Here is a 22,183-nt window from a genome sequence, read left to right on the forward strand (position 1 = left end):
ACCGCCACAACCCTCAAGACATGCACCTCCACGCCCCACCGCTGCCGCCAGGCTGCGGGAAGGCGTCGTGGCCGCCAAGTGCGAGTCGATGTTTTTTTAGCGTTCATTAGATCGAGCGCCGCCCGCGCGGCGCTTCCCGGGCAGAGCCGGATGGCCGGCCCCCCGGTCCCACATTTGTTGCAACGTGCCATGGCCTGTGAGAGCGGCGGTGTCAGCCTTGTGTGTTCGACGATAAAGGTGTGTCGACGCAGGGGGCAAACACCAGCGCCTTCAAGCCACCCTCGGCCTCGGCATCGGGAAACTCCGGCGGGTTCTGCAACCGATGCTGAAACACCAGCCCCGGCGCTTCTTCAGCCATGCTCTGAATCAAAAAGTCCGAGCCAATGGCCGGGTCATTCACGCACGCCAGCACCACCCCGCCTTCAGTCAGCAGCTCCGGCAACTTGCGCAGCACCTTGCGGTAATCCTGGGTCAAGACAAAACTGCCGCGCTGGAACGATGGCGGGTCGATGATGACCATGTCGTAAGGCCCGCCACGCTTGACCTTGCCCCACGACTTGAACAGTTCATGCCCCAGGAAGCTGACGCGATCCAGATCATGGCCATTGAGGCGATGGTTATCGCGGCCACGGCTCAAGGCGGCACGCGCCATGTCCAGGTTCACCACGTGCTCGGCGCCCCCGGCGATGGCTGTCAGCGAGAAGCCACAGGTGTAGGCGAACAGGTTGAGTACCCGCTTGCCTGCGGCCTGCTCTCGCACCCACTGGCGACCATAGCGCATGTCCAGGAACAGCCCTATGTTCTGCTTGCGGCCCAGGTCCAGCTGGTAGCGCAGGCCATCTTCGTCGATGAACCAGGTGTCCACCGGCTCGCCCAGCAGCCACTCGGCGGCGCTGTCGGGCAGATAACGATGCTGCAGGATCAGGCTGTGCACCTGCGGCGTGGCCTGGGCCACCGCCATCAACAGGGGCTTGAGGGCCGCCAGTTCATCGGCGGCCGGTTCGCGGAACAGCGACACCAGCAGCACACCTTGCAGCCAGTCCACGGTGATCTGCTCCAGGCCCGGCCAGCAGCGGCCGCGGCCATGGAACAGACGGCGGGTTTCGGTGGGCGAGGTGTGCAGGGCGGTGGTCAGCTGTTGCTGCAGTACGGCGAGGGCATCAGTGTTCATGGAAGACTTTTGGCAGGGCATAAAGGCCCCATGGTAAACCGCGGCGCACGGCTGTGGGAAATGCTCAGCCGTGCGCCTCACGGCTTATTGATGCTTGGCTTGCAGTTCCTTGGCCATTTTCAGATGGGCTTCAAGTGTTGGCAGGGTTTTCTGCGCAAAAGCCTTGAGCTCGGCATTGTCTGAAGAGGCCGCTTCTTTCTTGAACAGCGCCACGGTGTCTTCGTGTGCTTTCACCTGGTTGTTGGCGTAGGACTTGTCGAAAGAATCGTCACGCAACTCCAGTATTTTTTGCTTGGCTTGCTGCATCAGCGTGCCGTCATCAGGAACCTTGATGTCCAGCTTGTGGGCCAGGGCCGTGAGCTGTTCGTTGGCGGCGCCGTGATCCTTGATCATGTGATTGGCGAAGGTTTTCACGTCCGCCGAGCTGCTTTTTTCCAGTGCCAGTTTGCCCGCTTCCACTTCGGTGATGCCGCCAGCCGCGGCATTGTCGACAAAATCATTGGAAGTTTCGGCGAAAGCCGGGCTGCTCAGTGCGCCGGCCAACGCCAGTGCGAGGGCCAGCTTGCCTGCCTTGAATGCGTCCATAGTAAGTCTCCGTTGTTCTTGTTGATCTGCAATGAAAGTCATCGCGGTAAATAATGGAGCGCTGGGGCGGCGCGTTGGTGCGCTTGCGGCGACGAACGGTTAGCGACTAAGGTCCAGCATCAATAGGCGGCATTCATGCAGTAAGCTGATCGGATAATTAAAATTCGGTGATGAGTACCGGGATGAGCATCAATTTCGACCTGAATGACCTGCAGGCCTTCCGTGCCGTGGTGGAAAAGGGCAGTTTCCGCAAGGCCGCCGAGGCCATCAGCATTTCCCAGCCGGCCCTGAGCCGGCGCATCGAGAAGCTTGAAGGCGCGCTCAACGTGCGTCTGTTCGACCGCACCACGCGCCGGGTCAGCCTGACCATGGTGGGCCGCGCATTCGCGCCCAGTGCCGAGCGCTTGCTCAATGACCTGGACATCGCCCTGCTGGGCATCGGCGAAGTGGCCTCCACGCGCCTGGGCAACGTCACCGTGGCGTGCGTGCCCTCGGCGGCCTATTACTTCATGCCCAAGGTGGTGGCGCGCTACCACAAGCTGTACCCGCGCATCCGCGTGAAAGTGCTCGACGCCAGCGCCAACGACGTGCAGCAGGCAGTGATCAGCGGCGAAGCCGACCTGGGCCTGAGCTTCACCGGCAACCTGCCGGGCGAGCTTGAATTCGAGCAACTGGTGCAGGAGCACTACGTGGCCGCCTGCCGCCGTGATCACCCCTTGGCCGGGCGCAAGACCCTGACCTGGGAGGAGTACTTCCAGCAGGACTACATCTCGGTGGACAAGACCTCGGGCAACCGCTTCGTACTCGACCAGGCGCTGCTGCACATCCGCCCGGCGCGGCCGAGCATCTGCGAGACGCGCCACGTGACCACGATGCTGGGTTTGGTGGAGGCGGGGCTGGGGATTGCCGCGGTGCCGTCGATGGCACTGCCGCTGGGCGAACACCAGTGGATGACCAGCATCCCCCTGGTGGAACCGCAAGTGATGCGCAGCGTGGGCCTGATTCGTCGCCGGGGTCGGTCATTGACCCCGGCGGCGCTGGAGCTGGAACAGCTGATCAGGGATATGCGCAAGCCGCTGGCTGATCAGTGAGGCACCGAGTCAAGGCCGGTGCCGGTGACCACCGATTGCGCCTGGGATGAGGCCAGGTAGTCGAGTAGGGCCTTGGCTTCAGCCGGGTGCTCGGCGCCCACCGGGATACCGGCGGCGAAGCGGGTGACCGACTGCACAGGCTCAGGGATCTTGCCCACGTAGGTCACGCCGGCGATGGGCAGCAGTTCGCTGACCTGCTGCAGCCCCACTTGCGGGTTGCCCTTGGCCACTTCACCGGCCACCGGAATACGCTCGATCATCTTCGCTTTCGGCTTGAGCTGGGTTTCGACACCCAGGCGCTTGAACAGCTGGTCCTGCACGTACACGCCACTGGCGCTGTCGGAATAACCCACGGAGCGCGCCTGCAGCAGCGTCTTCTTGAAAGCCTCGACGCTGCTGATGTCAGGCTTGGGCTCGCCGGCCTTGACCACCATGCCGATGCGCGAGTCCGCCAGCTCCACCCGCGAACCCGGCAACACCTTGCCCTGTTTGATCAGGTCATCCAGCGCATAGCCGACCATGATCACCACGTCGGCGTGCTCGCCGCGCGCCAGGCGGTTGGGGATGGCCTCGGCGGCCTTGCCCATGGACGGCCCCAGGATAGTGTTCAGGGTATCGCCGTGCTGGGCCGCGAACTGCGGGCCCAGCACCTTGTAGGCGGCGGTGAAGCCACCCGAGGTCATCACGTTCAGTTCAGTAGCCTGGGCCAGGCTGCTGGCGGCCAGCGTCAGGGCTGCCAGGGTCTTGATCAATGTCTTCATCGCCTCGCCCCTCACACAGCGGCGCGCAGCTGGGTGCTGCCGCGACGGTACAGGTACAGGGTGGCGCACAGGGCACACAGGGCGGCGAAGCTCATCCAATAGCCGGGCGCAGCCTTGTCGCCGCTGCTGTGGATCAGCGCGGTGGAGATGGCCGGGGTGAAGCCGCCGAACACGGCGGTGGCCAGGCTGTAGGCCAGGGAGAAACCGGCCACGCGCACTTCCACCGGCATGATTTCGGTCAGCGCCGGGATCATCGCGCCGTTGTACATGCCGTACATGAACGACAGCCACAGCAGGGTTTCCAGCATGTGCGCAAAGCTCGGCGCCTGGGCCAGGTACGACAGCGCCGGGTACGAGGTGGCGATGGCCAGCACGGTCATGGCGATCAGCATCGGCTTGCGCCCAATGCGGTCCGACAGTGCGCCGCCGATGGGCAGCCAGATGAAGTTGGACACGCCCACCAGCAGGGTCACCATCAGCGCGTCGGCGGTGCTCAGGTTGAGCACGTTTTTGCCGAAGGTCGGCGCGTACACGGTGATCAGGTAGAACGCGGTGGTGGTCATGGCCACCATCAGCATGCCGGCCACCACGATGGTCCAGTTGGCGACCAGGGTGTTGTAGACCTCGCGCATGGCTGGGCGATGACGACGGGCGCTGAACTCTTCGGTTTCTTCCAGCTTGCGACGCAGCAGGAAAATGAACGGCACGATCATGCAGCCCACGGCGAACGGAATGCGCCAGCCCCATGCGGCAATGTCATCGCCGCTCATCCACTGGTTCAGCCCGTAGCCCAGCGCGGCAGCCACCACGATAGCCACTTGCTGGCTGGCCGACTGCCAGCTGGTGTAGAAGCCTTTCTTGCCGGGCGTGGCCATTTCGGCCAGGTACACCGACACGCCACCCAGCTCTGCACCGGCCGAGAAGCCTTGCAGCAGGCGGCCCAGCAATACCAGGGCGGGGGCCAGCAGGCCGATGGTTTCGTAACCGGGCACCAGCACAATCAGGATGGTGCCACTGGCCATGATCGACAGCGTCACGATCAGCCCCTTGCGGCGGCCCACGTCGTCGATATAGGCACCCAGGATCACCGCGCCCAGCGGCCGCATCAGGAAGCCGGCGCCGAACACGGCGAAGGTCATCATCAGCGAGGCGAACTCACTGCTGGCGGGGAAGAAGGCGGCGGCGATGTGGGTGGCGTAGAAGCCGAACAGGAAGAAGTCGAACTGTTCCAGAAAATTACCGGAGGTTACCCGGAATACCGCGCCGGCTTTGGCGCGTGCGGACGCGGACGCGCCCTGGTGCGAGGACTGCATGTGCATCTCCCATCGTTTTTATGACACGTGCGGCAGGGCACATGGGTTTCTTGTAAGGGGACGATGGTCGCGGAAATATTTTGAAATGATAACTGCATATTTCTGATGAATTAATGCGCAAGTGTTATCAGTCAGCGCATCAGCCGCCCGCGGCGCAGACGGATCGGGCCGCTGCCGATGGCATTCGGGGGCAGGGTGGCCTCGCCTTGAGTGATGCGCAAAACGCCTGCTTCGGCCAGGCACGAGGCCACGCGGCGGATGTCAGGCATCAGGCTGCGCCACAAGGCTTCGTCGGCGCTCAGCACCCGTGCCACATCGCTGGGGCAGATGGAGTCCTCGGGGGCGCGTTGGGAGAGCAGGGCGAAAATCGCCCGGGTAATCATGCTGTCGTCGATGGTCATGGGAGTGCGCGGCAGTAACAAAAATGTCTTTGTAACAGAGCCGGGGCCAGCCGTCAGGTTTTCATCATCAGGTGTCGCGGCGGATGCGTGCCAGCCAGATGGCACCCAGCATCACCAAGGCAACGGCAAATCGTACGGTCCAGGTTTCGGCCTGCTCGAGCAAAAACAGGCCCGTGATCATCCCGCAGGCCAGGCCCGCCAAGCGGCGCCGCCGATTGGCAGGCTGACATGCGTGGCGCGCCAGGTGCAGGTAGATCCACCACAAGGTGGCCACACCCACCACGGCGCCGAGGATAAACACCGTCAGCCGCGCAGCGTTGAAGGGGTTGTAGTAGATCGGATCGGTGAGCATGCCGCCCACGAACAGCGAGCCGAGACCCACGCCAAGGGCTGCGCCAGCGGAAGACAGCAACAACAGGGCAAGGCTTGCCAGGTGAAAACGCCAGCTCAGGCGGGCAGGGATCGGGTCCATGATCGGTACGGCTCACAAAGGGAAGGGCCCGGTTTATAAAGCGTTCGCGATCGCTTGGCAATGTAGCCGCTGCCGCCAGGCTGCGCTGGCCCGAGTGAGCCCTGAAAATCTCCAGTGGAACACAGGGCCAGCGCAGCCTTCGGCAGCGGCTACGGGTAGGCTTGGGGTATGAGTGGGGGACCGGGGGGGCGGCCATCCGGAGAAGCTCGGGAAGCGCCGCAGAGCTCATGAGTGCTGCAAATCTTGCGACATGCACCTCTGAAATCCAACGCAGCCCGTAGCCGCTGCCGCCAGGCTGCGCTGGCCCGAGTGAGCCCTGAAAATCTCCAGTGGAACACAGGGCCAGCGCAGCCTTTGGCAGCGGCTACGGGTAGGCTTGGGGTATGGGTGGGGGACCGGGGGGGGGGCATCCGGCGAAGCTCGGGAAGCGCCGCGGATCTCATGAGTGCTGCAAATCTTGCGACATGCATCTCTGAAATCCAACGCAGCCCGTAGCCGCTGCCGCCAGGCTGCGCTGGCCTGAGTGAGCCCTGAAAATCTCCAGTGGAACACAGGGCCAGCGCAGCCTTCGGCAGCGGCTACGGGTAGGCTTGGGGTATGGGTGTGGGACCGGATGGGCGGCCCCCCGGTCCCACAGGAGGTTGCATCATGGCCAGCAGGTGCCAGCCGATGTTGTTGTGGCGCTCTGGAGATCGCGCGCCGCCCGCGCGGCGCTTCCCGGCCAGAGGCCGGTCCTACATTTGTTTCGGGCCAGTTTTGCCTGTGGGATCGCCTGGTCCGCCTTGGCGTATGGCGCGGTATCAGCGTTGGACTTCAACCAGCGCGGCCTCGGCGCGCGCCTGCTTGCCGAATGCCACGAAGTAGGCCAGGCCCACAAACACCGCGCCACCCACGGCATTACCCAGGAACACCGCCACCACGTTGTTCACGCACAGGCTCCAGTCCAGCGCACCGGCAAAGATGGCCGCCGGGATCACGAACATGTTCGCCACCACGTGCTGGAAACCGATGGCCACGAAGCCCATCACCGGGAACCACATGCCCAGGATCTTGCCGGTCACTTCCTTGCTGGCGTAGCTCAGCCACACGGCCAGGCACACCATCCAGTTGCAGCCTATGCCCGAGACGAAGGCATGGGTGAAGTCGGCGCTGGCCTTGGCGTTGGCAATGGCCAGGGTCTTGGCCAGGAACGGCCCTTCGGTCAGGCCCAGCACATGGCCGAAGCAGTAGGCCACGAACACCGCGCCAGCCAGGTTGGCCAGGGTCACCAGCAACCAATTGCGCAGCAGCGCGCCCAATGCGATCTTGCCGCTGAAGAGCGCCATGGGCAGGGTCATCATGTTGCCGGTCAGTAGCTCGCCGCCGCCCAGGATTACCAGAATCAGTCCCAGGGGGAACACCGCGGCGCCCAGCAGGTTGCCCAGCGACGACCAAGGGCCGGGGATCATGGTGCTGACGTGGATGTCCAGCAAAAAGCCCAGGGCAATGAAGGCACCGGCCAGAAAGCCCAGCACCAGGATCGCCGAGAGCGGTGCCTGGGCTTTTTTGGTGCCGGTTTCGATGGCCATTTCGGCGATCTGCTGGGGGGTGTTCAGGGACATGGGGAGTCACTCTTGAGCCGGATAAAAGGGTGCGCTTTACCACGCTGCGCCATCCTGGCCCTGCGACGATTTGCGACATTGATTGGCGCAAAAGCTAATGGCTAGAGGCCTGCACGTCTAATCGCTTGTTTCGATAGCGCGATTGACCCCGTCGATGGTCAAACGTTTGCGTAGCCGCTGCCGCCAGGCTGCGCTGGCCTTGTGGTTCGCTGAGGATCTCCAGGGTTAACGCTTGCCAGCGCAGCCTGACGGCAGCGGCTACGGAGAAAAGTGCCAACATCTTCATCGAAGCGGTATAGAATTCCTTATTCTTCAAGAGATTGAGCGCTGTGCTCGCACAGGGCTCTATCTCGGCGATTATTCACAAAGGCAGGCCGGATCTTGGAACAGCTAAAACGCCTTGAAAGCGGTATTGAAGGGCTCGACCTTCTATTGAAGGGCGGGCTGGTCGCAGGTTCGTCCTACATCGTCCAGGGGCGACCGGGGTCGGGCAAGACCATCCTGGCCAACCAGCTGGGCTTCAACCATGTGCGCAACGGCGGCCGCGTGCTGGTGGCGACCTTGCTGGCCGAGTCCCACGAGCGACTCTTCCAGTACCTGTCCACCCTGAGCTTCTTCGACGCCAGCCGCATCGGCAACGAGATCCAGTTCGTCAGCGCGTTCGACACGCTGGAAAACGACGGCCTGGACGAAGTGGTCAAGCTACTGCGTCGCGAGATCAGCCGGCAGAAAGCCACAGTGCTGATCGTCGACGGCCTGCTCAACGCGCGCTCCAAGGCCGAGTCGCAGATCGACACGAAAAAATTCATTTCCGAATTGCAGGGCCACGCCGCGTTCGCCGGCTGCACCGTGCTGTTCCTCACCAGTTCGCGCCTGGACGATGGCAGCCCCGAGCACACCATGGTCGATGGCGTCATCGAACTGGGTGAAGAGCTGTTCGGCACCCGTTCGGTACGCCGCATCCAGTTGCGCAAGACCCGCGGCAGCGGCGCGCTGTCCGGGCTGCACGAATGCGAGATCACCGACGACGGGCTGGTGGTGTACCCACGGCTGGAAAGCCTCTACAGCCACCCGTCGCGCCCCGACGATGCCGACCTCACCCGGCTGCCCAGCGGCGTGCCGGCGCTGGACAAACTGATCGGTGGCGGCCTGCCGCGTTCCTCGGTGACCCTGGCCATGGGCCCTTCGGGCATCGGCAAGACCTCGCTGGGTATTCACTTCCTCGGCGCCGGCACCCACGTGGAGCCAGCGCTGCATTTCGGCTTCTACGAATCGCCCCAGCGCCTGGGCATCAAGGCCAAGGCGCTGGGCTACGACTTCCAGTCCATGCAAGATGCCGGCGCGCTGTTCGTGGCCTGGCAACCTACCACCGAAGGGTTGGTGGACGGCCTGGGCGCACGCCTGCTCAAGCTGGTGGACCAGCACCGCATCAAGCGCGTGCTGATCGACAGCCTGGGCGGCATGACCCGCTGCGCCACCAGCCAGGGGCGCCTGACCGAGTTCTTCAGCGCGCTGATGAGCGAGTTGCGTGCCCGTGGCGTCACCGTGTTCGTGACCTGGGAAATCCGAGGCCTGTTCGGCCCCGAGATAGCCTCGCCCACCCCGGACCTGTCCAGCATCGTCGACAACATCCTGCTGCTGCGCTTTGTCGAATATGAAGCTGAACTTAAACGCCTGCTGTCCATCCTTAAAGTAAGGGACAGCGTTTATGATCCTTCGCTGTTGGAACTGGTCATCGACGAACACGGCATCGATCTCAAAAAGGCCTTCAAGCATGCAGAGGCAGTGTTATCCGGTAGCGCCTCGGCGGTCAGCAAGCCTTGAAGACGCCCGGATCGAGCTGACATGAGCACCATCCTGATCGTCGACGACGAATTCATGATTGCCAACATTCTCGAACTGGCGTTCGAGGATGAGGGCTATGAGGTCGTCAAGGCAGCCAACGGCCGCAAGGGGCTGGAGGTGCTTGAGCGCGAGCGTCCGGCGCTGGTGATCACCGACTTCATGATGCCGGTGATGGATGGGCTGGAGATGGCCCGCAAGATTCGCGAGCATCCCTTGCACAAGCACTTACCCATCCTGCTGATGAGCGGCGCCCAGGGCAGCATCGGCCGCGCCACCCCGGCACTGTTCGCTGCTGTGTTCGACAAACCGTTCAAGATCGACGATGTGGTGGCCAAGGTGCGTGAACTGATCGGCCCGTCCGACAATTCACCTCACTGAATCCAGCAACGCCATTACCCGTTCAACAATCGCCTCGCGGTCTGCGTCGCCCAGTGTCAGCGGCGGCAGCAAGCGAATGGTCTGACCGCGGGCGATATTGATCAGCAGCCGATGTTCACGGGCCGCCAGCTCTGCCAGATGACGGCCCGGCTGGCGCAGATCAATGCCGATCATGAGCCCGTGCCCCCGTACGGCCGACACCTGCGGGTGGTCCTTCAAGGCTGTACGCAACCCCTCCAGCAACAACTGACCCTGCCGTTGGGCATTGGCCACCAGCCCTTCCTGCTCGATGATCTCCAGCACCGTACACGCCACCCTGCACGCCAGCGGGTTGCCGCCAAAGGTGCTGCCGTGGCTGCCGGGGCCGAACAGTTCGGCGGCGGGCCCCGCAGCCAGGCAGGCGCCGATCGGCACGCCGTTGCCCAAGGCCTTGGCCAGGGTCATCACGTCAGGTACCACGCTTTCATGCTGGCCTGCGAACCAGCGGCCGGTGCGGCCCAGGCCGGTCTGGATTTCGTCAAGCATCAACAGCCACTGCTGGGCATCGCACAGCTCGCGCAGGGCCTTGAGGTAACCGCGGGGCGCCACCTGTACGCCGCTTTCGCCTTGCACCGGTTCTACCAGTACGGCGGTGATGCGTTGCCCATGGCTTTGCGCCAGCGCCTGCAACGCCAGTACATCGCCGAACGGCACTTTGATGAATCCGTCCATCAGCGGCGCGAAACCCGCCTGGCAACTGGGGCTGTCACTGGCTGACAGGGTGGCGAAGGTACGGCCGTGAAAACTGTTCTCCATCACCACCACCAGCGGCTGGCGGATGCCCTTGCGCTGGGCGTGCAGGCGCGCCAGTTTCAGCGCGGTTTCGTTGGCCTCGGCGCCGGAATTGCAGAAGAACGCGCGGTCCATCCCGGCCAGCACCGTCAGCTGTTGCGCCAGGCGCACCTGCCAGTCGATGCGGTACAGGTTGGAGGTGTGCAGCAGCATCCCGGCCTGCTCGCGAATGGCTTCGACGATGCGCGGGTGGCTGTGGCCCACCGAGGTCACTGCCACGCCGGCCAGGGCGTCCAGGTATTCGCGGCCTTCGCTGTCCCACAGGCGGCAGCCTTCGCCACGCACGAAACTGATCGGCAGCGGCTGGTAGTTGTTCATCAGGCTGGGTGGGGTACTGGGCAAAGCAGTCATGGGCGCCGTCTCCTGTGTTGGGCGTCCTCAGTATGTTTATCCAGCACTGTGGGATAAACGGCTCTACACTGATAGGACTATCAAGCAGGAGTGGTTAATGGACCTGTTTCAGGCCATGGGCGTATTCGTCCAGGTGGTGGAGGGCGGTAGCATGACCGCTGCCGCCGAAGCGTGCGGCATTTCCACTACCATGGTGGGCAACCATCTGCGGGCGCTGGAGCAGCGGTTGGGCGTGAGCCTGCTGCGCCGTACCACGCGGCGGCAGAGCCTGACCGAATTCGGCAGCGCGTATTACCAGCGCTGCCTGGACATCCTCGGCCAGGTCAGCGCCGCCGAGCAATTGGCCGAAGAAGTGCAGGCCGTGCCCCACGGCACCTTGCGCGTGACCGCGCCGCCCACCTTCGGCGCCGAGTGCCTGATGCCGTGCCTGACCGGATACCTGGCGGCGAACCCGGCGGTGAAACTCGACGTGGTATTGACCGACCGGCTGGTGGACCTGGTGGAGGAGGGTTTCGACGCCGCCATCCGCCTGGGCACCCTGGAGAACTCCAGCCTGGTGGCGCGGCCGTTGTACGACTATGGGCTGACCCTGTGTGCGGCGCCTGCCTACCTGGCAGCCCGCGGCACGCCGACGGACGTGCAGGCGCTGGCCCGGCATGACTGCCTGGCGTTCGCGTACCCGGCCGGCACCGAATGGCGCTGGACGCAGAAGCACTGGCGCTTGACCGGGGCCGATGGCGAAGTGAGCGTGGACGTCAGCGGCCGCATCGCCGTCAACAGTGCGCCGGCGCTCAAGCGGGCGGCGTTGTCGGGGCTGGGGATTGCGATGTTGCCGGACGCGCTGGTGCGCGAGGAATTGCAGGATGGGCGGCTGGTGCCGTTGTTGCCGCAGTGGCATCTGCCGGTACGGCCGATGCACCTGGTGTATCCGCAGGAGCGCTATCGCTCGCCCAAGTTGCGCAGTTTTGTCGACTACATCGTGGGCGAGATGGGGCGCTGACCTGTAGCCGCTGCCGCAGGCTGCGCTGGCCCTTACCCACACCGAAGATCTGCAGTGTATATCAGGGCCAGCGCAGCCTGGCGGCAGCGGCTACGTGGGTGGTGTGGACTTCACACTTCCAGGCGTTTCACCTCACCCAGCAACAGCAGATAAGCCAACGCCCCGGCCAACGCCACCGCACCAATAAACCACAGCGCGCCGACGAACGAGCCACTGCTGGACACGATAAAACCAATCACCAGCGGCGTGCTGATACCCGCCAAACCGGTCACCAGGTTGAACACACCGGCGCTCAAGCCAATCAGCTTCTTCGGTGCGATATCGGAGATCACCGTCCAGCCCAAGCCCACCATGCCCTGGCCAAAGAATGCCAGCGACAGGATGGCGATCACCGCCTGGTCACTCTGCACATAGTTGGCCGCCACGATGCAGCTGGCCATCAGCAGGCCAGCGATGATCGGCAGTTTGCGGCCCAGGCTGGCATTGCCGGTGCGCTGGATCAGGCGGTCGGAGAACCAGCCGCCCAGCATCACGCCGCAACCGGCAGCAATGAACGGCAGCACGGCAAAGAAGCCCATCTTCATCCAGCCCATGTGGCGCTCGGTGGACAGGTAGGTGGGGAACCAGGTCAGGAAGAACACCAGCGTCGAGTTGCCGGCGAACTGGCCCAGGCAGGCACCCCAGATCTGCCGGTAACCCAGCAATGTGCGCAGGCTTTTCCACGAGAACGGGGTCTTCTTTTCTTCCTTGGGCGCCAGGCCACCACCGGCTTCGATGTAATCCAGCTCGGCCTGGTTCACCTTGGTGCACTCGTGAGGCTCGCGGTAGCGCAGTTTCCACACCACGGCGAACACCAGGCCGATGATGCCGGTCAGCACGAACAGCGAGCGCCAGCCGTAATGCGCCAGCAGCACAAACAGCAGGGGGCTCAAGAAGGCCAGGCCGATGTACTCGCCCACCGTGTAGATGCTGGTGGCGCGGGCGCGTTCCTGTTGCGGGAACCAGGTGGCCACCACGCGGCTGTTGGTGGGGAAGCAGGTGGCTTCACTCACGCCCAGCAGCAGGCGCAGGCCGATCAGCGAGGCGAACCCGGAGACCAGGCCATGCAGCAGGGTGGTCAGCGACCAGGCGCTGGCGGCGACGAAGTAGGTCTTGCCACTGCCGAAGCGATCGAGCAGGGCGCCACCGGGTACCTGGGCCAGCACGTAGCTCCAGGCGAAGGCAGAAAACATCACGCCCATCAGCGCCGGGTCGATGCCCAGTTCGGTGGTCATGGTGGGCGCGGCGATCCCGAGGATGCTGCGGTCCAGGTAATTGATGATGGTACCAACCGCCAGCAAGGTCAGAATGACAAAGCGGGCACGGCTGGGGCGCACGGCAGAGGCAGCAGCGGAACGAGTCGCGGCGGCGATCGTCACTGCACCCGAATGGTTATCAGGCATGGGGTGATTCTCGTCTTTGTAGTTGTTGCGGGCAGGCTATTGAAGGCCTTGGACAGGGTCAAGACAAAATGTACGAACCAGTTCGATGATCGGTCGCTAAAACGCTCTGCGTCGGGCTGTCGCACTATATACCTGTAAAGGTTAAGAATTTTTCATCTGCCAGGCCATCCGGCCAAGCGCTACTGGCGGCCGGCGGAGGGGATGGTTACCCTGTGCGATCGTCACCTGCCGCGCTGCACACACCATGGCCATCGCCGCCCCACCAGACCTGAGCAACCTCGACATTCCTCTCCAACCGCTGGCGCGCACCTATCCGCGCGGGCTGTTCGTGGAGCCTCATCAGCACGCGTGGGGGCAGTTGCTGTACGCGGTCAGCGGGGTGATGTGGGTCGAAACACCGACCGAGGCGCTGGTGGTGCCGCCCCAACGGGCCGTATGGCTGCCGCCGGGCGTGCCCCATGGCATCCGCGTGGTCAGCGACCTGCAGATGCGCAATATCTACCTGCGCCCGGCCATTGCCGCCACCCTCGACACTCAGGTGCAGGTGCTGGAAGTGGGCAGCCTGCTGCGCGAACTGATCCTGACCCTGGTGGCCCACCAGCAGGACCGCCAGGGCGAGTATTACCAGGCGCTGGCGCAACTGGCCGTGCTGGAACTGCACAAGGCCGGCCGCAGCGCCCTGCGCGTGCCGATGCCGGCGGCCTCCGATCGGCGCTTGATGAACCTGTGCCAGGCGGTGATGGCGCAGCCGTCGCTGACGATTCCCTTTGAGCAGCACGCCGACCAGGCGGGGGCCAGCGTGCGTACCCTGTCGCGGTTGTTCCAGGCCAGCCTGGGCATGGGCTTCGCCGAATGGCGGCGGCAGGTGCAGTTGGCTACCGCTGCCGCCGAGTTGATCCAGGGCGTGCCGGTCAGCGCCATCGCCCGCAGCCTGGGCTATTCGCCGAGCAGCTTCAGCGACATGTTCAAGCGCGCGCTGGGCGTGGCGCCTTCGCAGTTTGTGCTCGCTGAGGACTTTCATCGTACATGATGGCCAGCGCAGCCTGTCGGCAGCGGCTACGGTAGCCGCTGCCGACAGGCTGCGCTGGCCCTGACAGGCGAAGGATGGCCGACAGGATGAACTACTTGACCGGAACCCCTAGCCAACCGGCCATAGACTGCCCGCCATCATCCCGACGGAGTCCCCCATGAAAGCGCTGCAATTCAACCGCACCGGCGACCTGGCCCACCTGCAGGTAGTCGACCTGCCCACCCCGGTGCCTACCGCCGGCCAGGTGCTGGTCGAAGTGAAAGCCGCCGGCCTGAACCCCAGCGACGTCAAGAACGTGCTGGGCCGCTTTCCCTACACCACGTTGCCACGGGTGCCAGGCCGCGATTTCGCCGGCGTCGTGATCGAAGGCCCGCAGCACCTGCTGGGCCAGGCCGTGTGGGGCACCGGCAGCGACCTGGGCTTCAAGCACAACGGCAGCCACGCCCAGTACCTGACCGTGCCGGCCGACGGCGTGGCGCTAAAACCCCAGCAATTGAGCTTCACCCAGGCCGCCAGCCTGGGCGTGCCCTACACCACGGCCTGGGATGCCGTTGAGCGCAGTCAGGTGAAGCAGGGCACGCGCTTCCTGGTGCTGGGCGCCAATGGCGCGGTGGGCACCGCTGCCTTGGCCCTGGCCCGTGTGCGTGGCGCCGAGGTACTGGCTGCGGTGCGCCGCCCCGAACAGGCCAAAGCCTTGAAGGCGCAGGGGTATGAAGTGATTCTGCTGGACCAGGCCGACACCCTGGCTGCCCAAGTTGAGGCCGTGTTCCCCGGCGGCGCCGAAGTGGTCTTCGACACCACGGGCTTCTGGCTGCCGGCGGCCGTGACGGCGCTGGCCACCTTCGGCCGCATCGCCATCATCGCCGCGCCGGTCAACGGCCTGGTGGAGTTCTCGGCGCTGGGGCTGTACCGCAAGGGCGGTTCGCTGGTGGGGGTGAACAGCCTGCTGTACAACTGCGCGGCGTGCGCGCGCATGCTGGAGCAGTTCGGGCGTCACTTCGACAACGGCACCTTGCCGCTGCCGGTGGACCTTGTGGAAGTGCCGTTGGCCGAAGGCCTGGCGGCCTATGCCGACGTCAACGCCGGCAGCAGCCAGAAGGTCATCCTGGTGCCTTGACCCTTACCCTGTAGCCGCTGCCGCCAGGCTGCGCTGGCCCTCACATACACTGGAAATCCCAGCGAGGCACAAGGCCAGCGCAGCCTGCGGCAGCGGCTACAGTTATCGGCGTGAATTCAGTAGATACGCCATCAGCGCCAGCAGTGGAATCGCGCAGCCCACCTTCAGGATCAAGCCCCAACCCCCCGCCTCATACAAGCTGCTGGCAATCGCCGACCCCACCGCACCGCCAACAAAAATGCTGGTCACGTACAGCGCATTCAACCGCGCCCGGCTGCTGGCATCCAGGCTGTAGATAATCCGTTGGCCCAGCACCATGTTCATCTGCACGGCAAAGTCCAACAGCACACCGGTCAGGGCCAAGGCGATGACGCTGTAGCCCGGTAACAGCAACGAAGTGGTAAAACTCAGCGGCGCCAACACCATGGCCACCAGCGAGGCGCGCCGGGTATGACCGGCATCGGCCAGGCGTCCGGCGATGGGCGCGGCAATGGCACCGATGGCACCCACCAGGGCAAAAATGGCGATCTGGCTTTGCGTCAGCCCATGCACCCGCGACAGCTCCAGCGGCACGGCGGTCCAGAACAGGCTGAACGTGGCAAACATCATCGCCTGATAAAACGAACGCTGACGCAGCAGCGCGTGACGGCGCACCAAGGTGCCCAGCGAAGCCAGCAACTGGCCGTAGCTGGCGCTGTGATCGGGCTGGCGATGCGGGATGGTACGGGCCATCACCAGTGTGATCGCCACCATCACCACCGCCGCCACGTAGAACACCGCGCGCCAGCCAAAGTGGTCGGCGATGACGCTGGCCAGCGGCCGCGCCAGCAGGATGCCCACCAGCAGCCCGCCCATGATGCTGCCCACCACGCGCCCGCGTGAGGATTCGTCGGCCATGTGCGCGGCCAGGGGGATCAGCATCTGCACCGACACCGAACTGAAGCCGATCAGCAGCGAGACGATCAGGAACACGCTGGGCTGGTGGCTCAGCGCCGCGCCGATCAGGCTGACCACGGCCAACAGGGTGGTGGCCAGCATCAGCTTGCGGTTTTCCAGCAGGTCAGCCAGGGGCACCAGGAAGAAAATGCCGGCGGCATAGCCGATCTGCGTCAGCGACACGATCAGGCTGGCGCCGTGGGCCGACAGGCCGATGTCGGGGGCGATCAGCTCGATGATCGGCTGGGCGTAGTAGATATTGGCGACGATGGCGCCGCAGCAAAAGGCGAACAGCGCCACCATGGCGCGGGTCATGGTGGGGTGCTGCGGGGGCAAAGGCTCGGTCAGGCTGGTCATTGGCGGACTCTGTCAAAGAATGTAGCCGCTGCCGACAGGCTGCGCTGGCCCCTGTATACGCTGAAGATATTCAGTGAGGGACAGGGCCAGCGCAGCCTGCGGCAGCGGCTACAGGGTAAATCATGCCAGCTAGGCTAAGGCCATGGGCGACTGTATGCCAGCGATAAACAAAAACGACCCCTCTATAACCATTACACAGACGACGCTGGCCACGCCCTGGGTTAGCCTGCCTCATCACAAGAATTTCATTAGCGAGCAGAGGTTTGCATGGCGCGCATCATTGGCGGTCTCGCCGTTTCCCACACGCCTACCATCGGTTTTGCCGTAGACCACAACAAGCAGCAAGAGGCGGCTTGGGCACCGATTTTCAAGGACTTCGAACCGATCAAGGCGTGGCTCGAAGAGAACAAGCCCGATGTGCTGTTCTACATCTTCAATGACCATGTGACCTCGTTCTTCTTCGACCACTACTCGGCCTTCTGCCTGGGCGTGGATGAGCAATACGCCGTGGCCGACGAGGGCGGCGGTGTGCGCGCCATTCCGCCCATCGGTGGCCACGCCGAACTGTCGCGGCACATCGGCCGCAGCCTGATGGCCGATGAATTCGACATGTCGTTCTTCCGCGACAAGCCGGTGGACCACGGCCTGTTCTCGCCCATGTCGGCGCTGATGCCGTTCGACACCCAGTGGCCGGTGCAAGTGGTGCCCCTGCATGTGGGCGTGCTGCAATTCCCGATCCCCACCGCCAAGCGCTGCTACAAGCTGGGCCAGGCCCTGCGCCGCGCCATCGAGAGCTTCCCCGAGGACATCAAGGTGGCCGTGGTCGCCACCGGTGGCGTGTCGCACCAGGTGCATGGCGAGCGCTGCGGCTTCAACAACCCGGAGTGGGACGCGCAGTTCCTCGACCTGCTGGTCAACGACCCGCAGCAACTGACCGAGATCACTCTGGCCGAATACGCCGAACTGGGCGGCATGGAAGGCTCGGAAGTGATCACCTGGCTGATCATGCGCGGCGCGCTGTCGTCCAACGTCATCAAGCGTCATCAGGGCTACTACCTGCCGTCGATGACCGGCATCGCCACCCTGGTGTTGGAAAACCAGGCGCGCGAAGTGCCGGTGGACGTGCTGGCGCGTCACCGTGAACACATGGATTACCAGCTCAAGGGTGTGGAAAACCTGCCCGGCACCTACCCGTTCACCCTGGAGCGCAGCCACAAGGGCTACCGCCTGAACAAGTTCCTGCACCAGTTGATCGTGCCCGCTTACCGCGAACGCTTCCTGGGCGACACCGAGGCGCTGTTCGAAGAGGCCGGCCTGAGCGACGAAGAGCGCGATCTGGTGCGCCGCCGCGACTGGCTGGGGCTGTTGCAGTACGGCGTGATCTTCTTCCTGCTGGAGAAGCTGGGCGCTGTGGTGGGGGTGTCCAACCTGCACATCTACTCGGCGTTCCGCGGCCTGTCGCTGGAAGAGTTCCAGAAAACCCGCAACCAGCAGGTCCTCTACTCGGTGGCCGGCAAGCGCTGAGCCACTGCCGCGCGAATCTGCTCCATCAACGCCTGGGCCGCCGGTGCATGCAAACCGGCGGCGCGGTAGGTCAGGCCGATGGGGCGTTCAGTCAGCGGCAGCTCAAGCTTCAGCGGTTGCAACTCGCCGCTGTCGATCTCGTGGCCCAGTTGGTGGGCCGACACAGCGGCGATCATGTCCGAGCCCAGCAGCAGGCCGCGGATGATCGCCAGGTCCGCGCTTTCCACCACCGGTAGCGGCGCATCGATGCCCCAGGCGGCGAACTGACCGTTAAGCAAGCCACGGGCCGGGCTGCCGGCACGCGGCAATACCCAGCGCATGCTTTGCAAGTCGGCCGGTGTGATCGGCTGGCCTTGCAGCGGATGATCGCGGCGCGCCAGCAGCACCATGGCTTCGGTCAGCAGCGCCTCACCGTGCAGGTCGCTGGCGAAGTCCGCCGGGCGCAACGCGCCAAACACAAAGTCCACATCCCCGGCACGTAACTCCGACGCCAGCAATTCGAACGGGCTTTCGTTGGTGGCCACGCGCACGGCCGGGTGGGCGGCGGTCAGTGCAACGATGGCGGCGGGCAGCAGGCGGCTGCGCCCCAGGGGCAGGGCGCCGACGTTGACGGTGCCTTGCAGCGAGCCGCGCAACGCCGCCAGGTCCGCCTCGATATGGCGTAGTTCGTTAAGCGCACGGCGCAGTGGTGCAAGGATCTCGCTGGCCGCGCGGGTGGGTTGCAGGCCCCGTGACGAGCGCTCGAACAGCAGGCAACCGCTGCCGCCTTCCAGCACCTTCAGTGCCGCGCTGACGGCGGGCTGGGTCAGGCCATAGAGGCTGGCCACGGTTTGCATGTGGCGCGTCTGGCACAGGGCGATGAACAGCTCCAGGCGCCGTGCGTTGAGCAGGTACAGCGGCTCGGCAGCATGGCCGGCGACGTTGCCCAGCAGCGCCGGCACGCTTTCCAGTTCTGCCAGGGTGCGCCTGGCCCGGGCCAGCACGCGCTTGCCCTGGTCGGTCAGCAGCATGCCACTGGCGTGACGTTCGAACAGCGGCACATCCAGGCGTATTTCCAGGTCGCGAATGGCCCGGGTCACCACTGATTGGGCGCGGTACATCAGCGTGGAGGCGCGGGAAATGCTGCCATGCTCGGCCACCCGCACAAAGGCGCGGATCTGTAGCAGGTTTGGCAATTCAGCGAGCATGGCAGGCGCCCCGATAAACAAAAAGTATACCTAGACTAACTGAATGCAATATTCCCCGCCAAGGTCGCGTGACAGGATGAAGTCACTGCAACCCCACTGGAGTCCACCATGTCTGCCAATACCAACAAGACCGCCCTGGTGGTCAGCGCCCACTCCGCCGACTTCGTCTGGCGCGCCGGCGGTGCCATCGCCCTGCACGCCAAGCAAGGTTACGACGTGCACATTGTCTGCCTGTCCTTCGGTGAGCGTGGCGAATCGGCCAAAATGTGGCGCAAAGGCCCGGGCATGACCGAAGAGATCGTCAAGGCCGGTCGTCGCCAGGAAGCTGAAGCCGCTGCCGAAGTGCTGGGCGCTACCGTCGAGTTCTTCGACATCGGCGACTACCCGATGCGCGCCGACACCGACACCCTGTTCCGCCTGGCCGACGTGTTCCGCCGCGTACAGCCTGAATTCGTCCTCAGCCACTCGCTGAAAGACCCGTACAACTACGACCATCCCCTGGCCACCCACCTGGCCCAGGAAGCGCGCATCATTGCCCAGGCCGAAGGCTACAAGCCGGGCGAGAAAATCGTCGGCGCGCCGCCGGTGTACAGCTTCGAACCGCACCAGCCAGAACAATGCGACTGGAAGCCGGACGTGCTGCTGGACATCACCGAGGTCTGGGACCAGAAATACGCCGCCATCCAGTGCATGGCCGGCCAGGAACACCTGTGGGAGTACTACACCCGCGTGGCCCTGCAACGTGGCGTGCAAGCCAAACGCAACATCGGCATCACCGCGAAGAAAGACATCATCTACGGCGAGGGCTATCAAAGCATCTTCCCACGCGTAACGGAGAATCTGGGATGAGCCTGGTCGGAAAAACCGGAGTGGTGGTACGCAATATTCAGCGTGCCGACAGTGCCCTGATCGACGAGCTGCGCCAGTACGGCGTGGCCACCGTGCACGAAGCCCAGGGCCGCAAGGGCCTGCTGGCGCCGTTCATGCGCCCCATCCAGCAAGGCGTGGCCATCAGTGGCTCGGCGGTCACCGTGCTGGTAGCACCGGGCGACAACTGGATGTTTCACGTCGCGGTCGAGCAGTGCAAGGCCGGTGACATCCTGGTGGTTGCCCCCAGCTCACCGTGCACCGATGGCTATTTCGGCGACCTGCTGGCCACCTCGCTGCAAGCGCGTGGCGTACGCGGCCTGATCCTGGAAGCCGGCGTGCGTGACACCCACACCCTGCGCGAGATGGGCTTCCACGTATGGTCCAAGGCGGTTCACGCCCAGGGCACCATCAAGGAAACCCTGGGCTCGGTGAACATCCCGGTGATTTGCGCCGGCCAACTGGTCAACCCCGGCGACGTGGTGCTGGCCGACGACGACGGCGTGGTGGTAGTGCGCCGCGACGAGCTGCACACCGTGGTGGAGGCCGCCCGCAAGCGCGCTGATCTGGAAGAAAGCAAACGCCTGCGTTTGGCCAGCGGCGAGCTGGGCCTGGACATCTACAACATGCGCCCACGCCTGGCCGAGAAGGGCCTGCGCTACGTGGACGACGTCAGCGAACTGGAGGACTGATACCGTGGCCCAGCGTCGTATTCCCTGCTTGATGATCCGTGGCGGCACCTCCAAGGGTGCCTACTTCCTGGCCAGCGACCTGCCCGAAGACGGCGAGGTCCGCGACCGCCTGCTGTTGGCGGCCATGGGCTCGCCCGACGCCCGGCAGATCGACGGCATCGGCGGGGGCGACTCGCTGACCAGCAAGGTGGCCATCATCAAGCCCTCGACGCGCCCCGGCGTGGACGTGGACTACCTGTTTGCCCAGGTGGTGGTGGACGAACCGCGGGTGGACTACGGCCAGAACTGCGGCAACATCCTCGCCGGTGTCGGCCCGTTCGCCCTTGAGCGCGGGCTGGTAAAAGCCACCGGTGATGTCACCGCCGTGCGCATCTTCATGGAAAACACCGGCCAGACCGCCACCGCCCAGGTGCAAACCCCGGGCGGGGAAGTGGCCTACGCCGGTGACACGCGTATCGACGGCGTGCCCGGTACGGCAGCGGCGATGGTCATCGAGTTCGATGACATTGCCGGCTCCAGTTGCGGTGCGCTGTTCCCCACCGGCCACGTCGCCGATGAGTTCGACGGCGTGGCCGTGACCTGCATCGACAACGGCATGCCGGTGGTGCTGATCCGCGCCGCCGACCTGGGTCGCACGGGCTACGAAAGCCGCGCCGACCTGGACGCCGACAGCGAACTCAAGGCGCGCCTGGAGTCGATCCGCCTGCAGGCCGGGCCGGCCATGAAGCTGGGCGACGTCAGCGCCCGCACCGTGCCGAAAATGTGCCTGGTGGCCGCGCCGCAGCAGGGCGGGGCCATCAGCAGCCGCAGCTTCATCCCGCACAAGTGCCACGCTTCCATCGGTGTGTTTGGTGCGGTCAGCGTTGCCACCGCGTGCCTGTACCCAGGCTCGGTGGCCAGCGACCTGGCCGTGGTGCCCGAGGGTGCGCACAAGCGCTTGGCGGTGGAGCATCCCACGGGGGAGTTCACCGTGGCGGTGCATACCGATAATGGCAAGGTGGTGAGTTGCGGCTTGGTGCGCACGGCGCGGTTGTTGTTTGATGGAAAGGTGTGTATCGGCTGAGGCCGAACCCATCCCACAGACCGGCATACCACCATCGACCTGTAGCCGCTGCCGCCAGGCTGCGCTGGCCTGCGTGCACGCTGCAGATTTTCAGCGAGGCTGAGGGCCAGCGCAGCCTGGCGGCAGCGGCTACAGGTCGCAGGTGTGGCTTATCGGTGCGAGCGCCGC

At 64.5% G+C, this 22,183-nt stretch carries 21 protein-coding genes; 10 read left to right on the plus strand and 11 right to left on the minus strand.

Annotated features, from left to right (window positions below):
• Window positions 1–211 precede the first annotated feature (211 nt).
• Window positions 212–1,171, minus strand: a complete 960-nt coding sequence (locus tag ACZ9GA_RS05520) for a class I SAM-dependent methyltransferase (RefSeq protein ID WP_457356712.1) — start codon at window positions 1,169–1,171, stop codon at window positions 212–214.
• 84 nt (window positions 1,172–1,255) lie between these two features.
• Window positions 1,256–1,756, minus strand: a complete 501-nt coding sequence (locus ACZ9GA_RS05525) for a DUF4142 domain-containing protein (protein ID WP_457356711.1) — start codon at window positions 1,754–1,756, stop codon at window positions 1,256–1,258.
• A gap of 182 nt (window positions 1,757–1,938) precedes the next feature.
• Here ACZ9GA_RS05525 and ACZ9GA_RS05530 point away from each other — a divergent pair, with 182 nt between their 5' ends.
• Window positions 1,939–2,847: a LysR family transcriptional regulator gene (locus ACZ9GA_RS05530; protein WP_457356710.1), complete on the plus strand. Its 909-nt coding sequence runs from the start codon at window positions 1,939–1,941 to the stop codon at window positions 2,845–2,847.
• Here the strand turns inward: ACZ9GA_RS05530 and ACZ9GA_RS05535 are convergent.
• The 5 genes from ACZ9GA_RS05535 to ACZ9GA_RS05555 all read right to left on the minus strand — a co-directional run bounded on the left by ACZ9GA_RS05535 (window position 2,841) and on the right by ACZ9GA_RS05555 (window position 7,395).
• Window positions 2,841–3,608 carry a substrate-binding domain-containing protein gene (locus ACZ9GA_RS05535; RefSeq protein WP_457356709.1) on the minus strand — a complete coding sequence of 256 codons (768 nt, stop codon included), beginning with the start codon at window positions 3,606–3,608 and terminating at the stop codon, window positions 2,841–2,843. The two genes, ACZ9GA_RS05530 and ACZ9GA_RS05535, sit on opposite strands and share 7 nt — an antisense overlap.
• An 11-nt stretch (window positions 3,609–3,619) precedes the next feature.
• A complete protein-coding gene (gene tcuC / locus ACZ9GA_RS05540) occupies window positions 3,620–4,927 on the minus strand; it encodes an MFS transporter (protein ID WP_457356708.1) in 1,308 nt (435 codons plus the stop codon).
• Between the two features lie 125 nt (window positions 4,928–5,052).
• Window positions 5,053–5,322 carry a DUF3253 domain-containing protein gene (locus ACZ9GA_RS05545; protein ID WP_457356707.1) on the minus strand — a complete coding sequence of 90 codons (270 nt, stop codon included), beginning with the start codon at window positions 5,320–5,322 and terminating at the stop codon, window positions 5,053–5,055.
• A gap of 67 nt (window positions 5,323–5,389) precedes the next feature.
• Window positions 5,390–5,794, minus strand: a complete 405-nt coding sequence (locus ACZ9GA_RS05550) for a hypothetical protein (RefSeq protein ID WP_457356706.1) — start codon at window positions 5,792–5,794, stop codon at window positions 5,390–5,392.
• Between the two features lie 800 nt (window positions 5,795–6,594).
• Entirely contained in the window at window positions 6,595–7,395 is an 801-nt protein-coding gene (locus ACZ9GA_RS05555) for a formate/nitrite transporter family protein (RefSeq protein WP_457356705.1), read from the minus strand.
• Window positions 7,396–7,773: 378 nt separating this feature from the next.
• On the opposite strand from ACZ9GA_RS05555, the gene ACZ9GA_RS05560 reads away from it, so the two are divergent.
• Complete coding sequence (locus ACZ9GA_RS05560) at window positions 7,774–9,219, plus strand: ATPase domain-containing protein (protein ID WP_457363573.1); 1,446 nt, start codon at window positions 7,774–7,776, stop codon at window positions 9,217–9,219.
• 21 nt (window positions 9,220–9,240) lie between these two features.
• Window positions 9,241–9,618, plus strand: a complete 378-nt coding sequence (locus ACZ9GA_RS05565) for a response regulator (protein WP_457356704.1) — start codon at window positions 9,241–9,243, stop codon at window positions 9,616–9,618.
• Here the strand turns inward: ACZ9GA_RS05565 and ACZ9GA_RS05570 are convergent.
• Entirely contained in the window at window positions 9,607–10,800 is a 1,194-nt protein-coding gene (locus ACZ9GA_RS05570; protein WP_457356703.1) for an acetylornithine transaminase, read from the minus strand. The genes ACZ9GA_RS05565 and ACZ9GA_RS05570 overlap by 12 nt on opposite strands.
• A gap of 97 nt (window positions 10,801–10,897) precedes the next feature.
• On the opposite strand from ACZ9GA_RS05570, the gene ACZ9GA_RS05575 reads away from it, so the two are divergent.
• On the plus strand, window positions 10,898–11,800 hold the full coding sequence (locus tag ACZ9GA_RS05575; protein WP_457356702.1) for a LysR family transcriptional regulator: 903 nt from the start codon (window positions 10,898–10,900) through the stop codon (window positions 11,798–11,800).
• A 110-nt stretch (window positions 11,801–11,910) separates the two neighbouring features.
• On the opposite strand, the gene ACZ9GA_RS05580 is transcribed toward ACZ9GA_RS05575, so the two are convergent.
• A complete protein-coding gene (locus tag ACZ9GA_RS05580; protein WP_457363572.1) occupies window positions 11,911–13,176 on the minus strand; it encodes an MFS transporter in 1,266 nt (421 codons plus the stop codon).
• A gap of 310 nt (window positions 13,177–13,486) precedes the next feature.
• Between ACZ9GA_RS05580 and ACZ9GA_RS05585 the strand changes: the two genes are divergently transcribed.
• Both ACZ9GA_RS05585 and ACZ9GA_RS05590 read left to right on the plus strand, forming a co-directional pair.
• A complete protein-coding gene (locus ACZ9GA_RS05585; protein ID WP_457356701.1) occupies window positions 13,487–14,272 on the plus strand; it encodes an AraC family transcriptional regulator in 786 nt (261 codons plus the stop codon).
• 157 nt (window positions 14,273–14,429) lie between these two features.
• Window positions 14,430–15,389 (plus strand): quinone oxidoreductase family protein, encoded by a 960-nt coding sequence (locus ACZ9GA_RS05590; protein WP_457356700.1) that lies wholly within the window; start codon window positions 14,430–14,432, stop codon window positions 15,387–15,389.
• A gap of 102 nt (window positions 15,390–15,491) precedes the next feature.
• Here ACZ9GA_RS05590 and ACZ9GA_RS05595 read toward each other — a convergent pair whose 3' ends face one another.
• A complete protein-coding gene (locus ACZ9GA_RS05595; RefSeq protein WP_457356699.1) occupies window positions 15,492–16,682 on the minus strand; it encodes an MFS transporter in 1,191 nt (396 codons plus the stop codon).
• 267 nt (window positions 16,683–16,949) lie between these two features.
• Here ACZ9GA_RS05595 and ACZ9GA_RS05600 point away from each other — a divergent pair, with 267 nt between their 5' ends.
• Entirely contained in the window at window positions 16,950–18,206 is a 1,257-nt protein-coding gene (locus ACZ9GA_RS05600; RefSeq protein WP_457356698.1) for a gallate dioxygenase, read from the plus strand.
• Here ACZ9GA_RS05600 and ACZ9GA_RS05605 read toward each other — a convergent pair.
• A complete protein-coding gene (locus ACZ9GA_RS05605) occupies window positions 18,182–19,393 on the minus strand; it encodes a LysR family transcriptional regulator (protein ID WP_457356697.1) in 1,212 nt (403 codons plus the stop codon). The two genes, ACZ9GA_RS05600 and ACZ9GA_RS05605, sit on opposite strands and share 25 nt — an antisense overlap.
• A gap of 108 nt (window positions 19,394–19,501) precedes the next feature.
• Here ACZ9GA_RS05605 and galB point away from each other — a divergent pair, with 108 nt between their 5' ends.
• Genes galB through ACZ9GA_RS05620 form a run of 3 tightly spaced genes read left to right on the plus strand, consistent with a single transcriptional unit; the run spans window position 19,502 to window position 22,015 of the window.
• Window positions 19,502–20,242, plus strand: a complete 741-nt coding sequence (galB, locus tag ACZ9GA_RS05610; RefSeq protein ID WP_457356696.1) for a 4-oxalmesaconate hydratase — start codon at window positions 19,502–19,504, stop codon at window positions 20,240–20,242.
• On the plus strand, window positions 20,239–20,952 hold the full coding sequence (locus ACZ9GA_RS05615; RefSeq protein ID WP_457356695.1) for a 4-carboxy-4-hydroxy-2-oxoadipate aldolase/oxaloacetate decarboxylase: 714 nt from the start codon (window positions 20,239–20,241) through the stop codon (window positions 20,950–20,952). Before galB ends, ACZ9GA_RS05615 begins: the two co-directional genes overlap by 4 nt.
• Before the next feature lie 4 nt (window positions 20,953–20,956).
• A complete protein-coding gene (locus ACZ9GA_RS05620) occupies window positions 20,957–22,015 on the plus strand; it encodes a 4-oxalomesaconate tautomerase (RefSeq protein WP_457356694.1) in 1,059 nt (352 codons plus the stop codon).
• Window positions 22,016–22,183 lie beyond the last annotated feature (168 nt).

The sequence above is a fragment of the Pseudomonas sp. TE3644 genome, assembly GCF_056278815.1.

Bases quoted from the DNA above. Each gene is read 5' to 3' on its own strand.
- ACZ9GA_RS05520 (WP_457356712.1), bottom strand. From the start codon at position 1,171: ATGAACACTGATGCCCTCGCCGTACTGCAGCAACAGCTGACCACCGCC.
- ACZ9GA_RS05525 (WP_457356711.1), bottom strand. From the start codon at position 1,756: ATGGACGCATTCAAGGCAGGCAAGCTGGCCCTCGCACTGGCGTTGGCC.
- ACZ9GA_RS05530 (WP_457356710.1), top strand. From the start codon at position 1,939: ATGAGCATCAATTTCGACCTGAATGACCTGCAGGCCTTCCGTGCCGTG.
- ACZ9GA_RS05535 (WP_457356709.1), bottom strand. From the start codon at position 3,608: ATGAAGACATTGATCAAGACCCTGGCAGCCCTGACGCTGGCCGCCAGC.
- tcuC (WP_457356708.1), bottom strand. From the start codon at position 4,927: ATGCACATGCAGTCCTCGCACCAGGGCGCGTCCGCGTCCGCACGCGCC.
- ACZ9GA_RS05545 (WP_457356707.1), bottom strand. From the start codon at position 5,322: ATGACCATCGACGACAGCATGATTACCCGGGCGATTTTCGCCCTGCTC.
- ACZ9GA_RS05550 (WP_457356706.1), bottom strand. From the start codon at position 5,794: ATGGACCCGATCCCTGCCCGCCTGAGCTGGCGTTTTCACCTGGCAAGC.
- ACZ9GA_RS05555 (WP_457356705.1), bottom strand. From the start codon at position 7,395: ATGTCCCTGAACACCCCCCAGCAGATCGCCGAAATGGCCATCGAAACC.
- ACZ9GA_RS05565 (WP_457356704.1), top strand. From the start codon at position 9,241: ATGAGCACCATCCTGATCGTCGACGACGAATTCATGATTGCCAACATT.
- ACZ9GA_RS05570 (WP_457356703.1), bottom strand. From the start codon at position 10,800: ATGACTGCTTTGCCCAGTACCCCACCCAGCCTGATGAACAACTACCAG.
- ACZ9GA_RS05575 (WP_457356702.1), top strand. From the start codon at position 10,898: ATGGACCTGTTTCAGGCCATGGGCGTATTCGTCCAGGTGGTGGAGGGC.
- ACZ9GA_RS05585 (WP_457356701.1), top strand. From the start codon at position 13,487: ATGGCCATCGCCGCCCCACCAGACCTGAGCAACCTCGACATTCCTCTC.
- ACZ9GA_RS05590 (WP_457356700.1), top strand. From the start codon at position 14,430: ATGAAAGCGCTGCAATTCAACCGCACCGGCGACCTGGCCCACCTGCAG.
- ACZ9GA_RS05595 (WP_457356699.1), bottom strand. From the start codon at position 16,682: ATGACCAGCCTGACCGAGCCTTTGCCCCCGCAGCACCCCACCATGACC.
- ACZ9GA_RS05600 (WP_457356698.1), top strand. From the start codon at position 16,950: ATGGCGCGCATCATTGGCGGTCTCGCCGTTTCCCACACGCCTACCATC.
- ACZ9GA_RS05605 (WP_457356697.1), bottom strand. From the start codon at position 19,393: ATGCTCGCTGAATTGCCAAACCTGCTACAGATCCGCGCCTTTGTGCGG.
- galB (WP_457356696.1), top strand. From the start codon at position 19,502: ATGTCTGCCAATACCAACAAGACCGCCCTGGTGGTCAGCGCCCACTCC.
- ACZ9GA_RS05615 (WP_457356695.1), top strand. From the start codon at position 20,239: ATGAGCCTGGTCGGAAAAACCGGAGTGGTGGTACGCAATATTCAGCGT.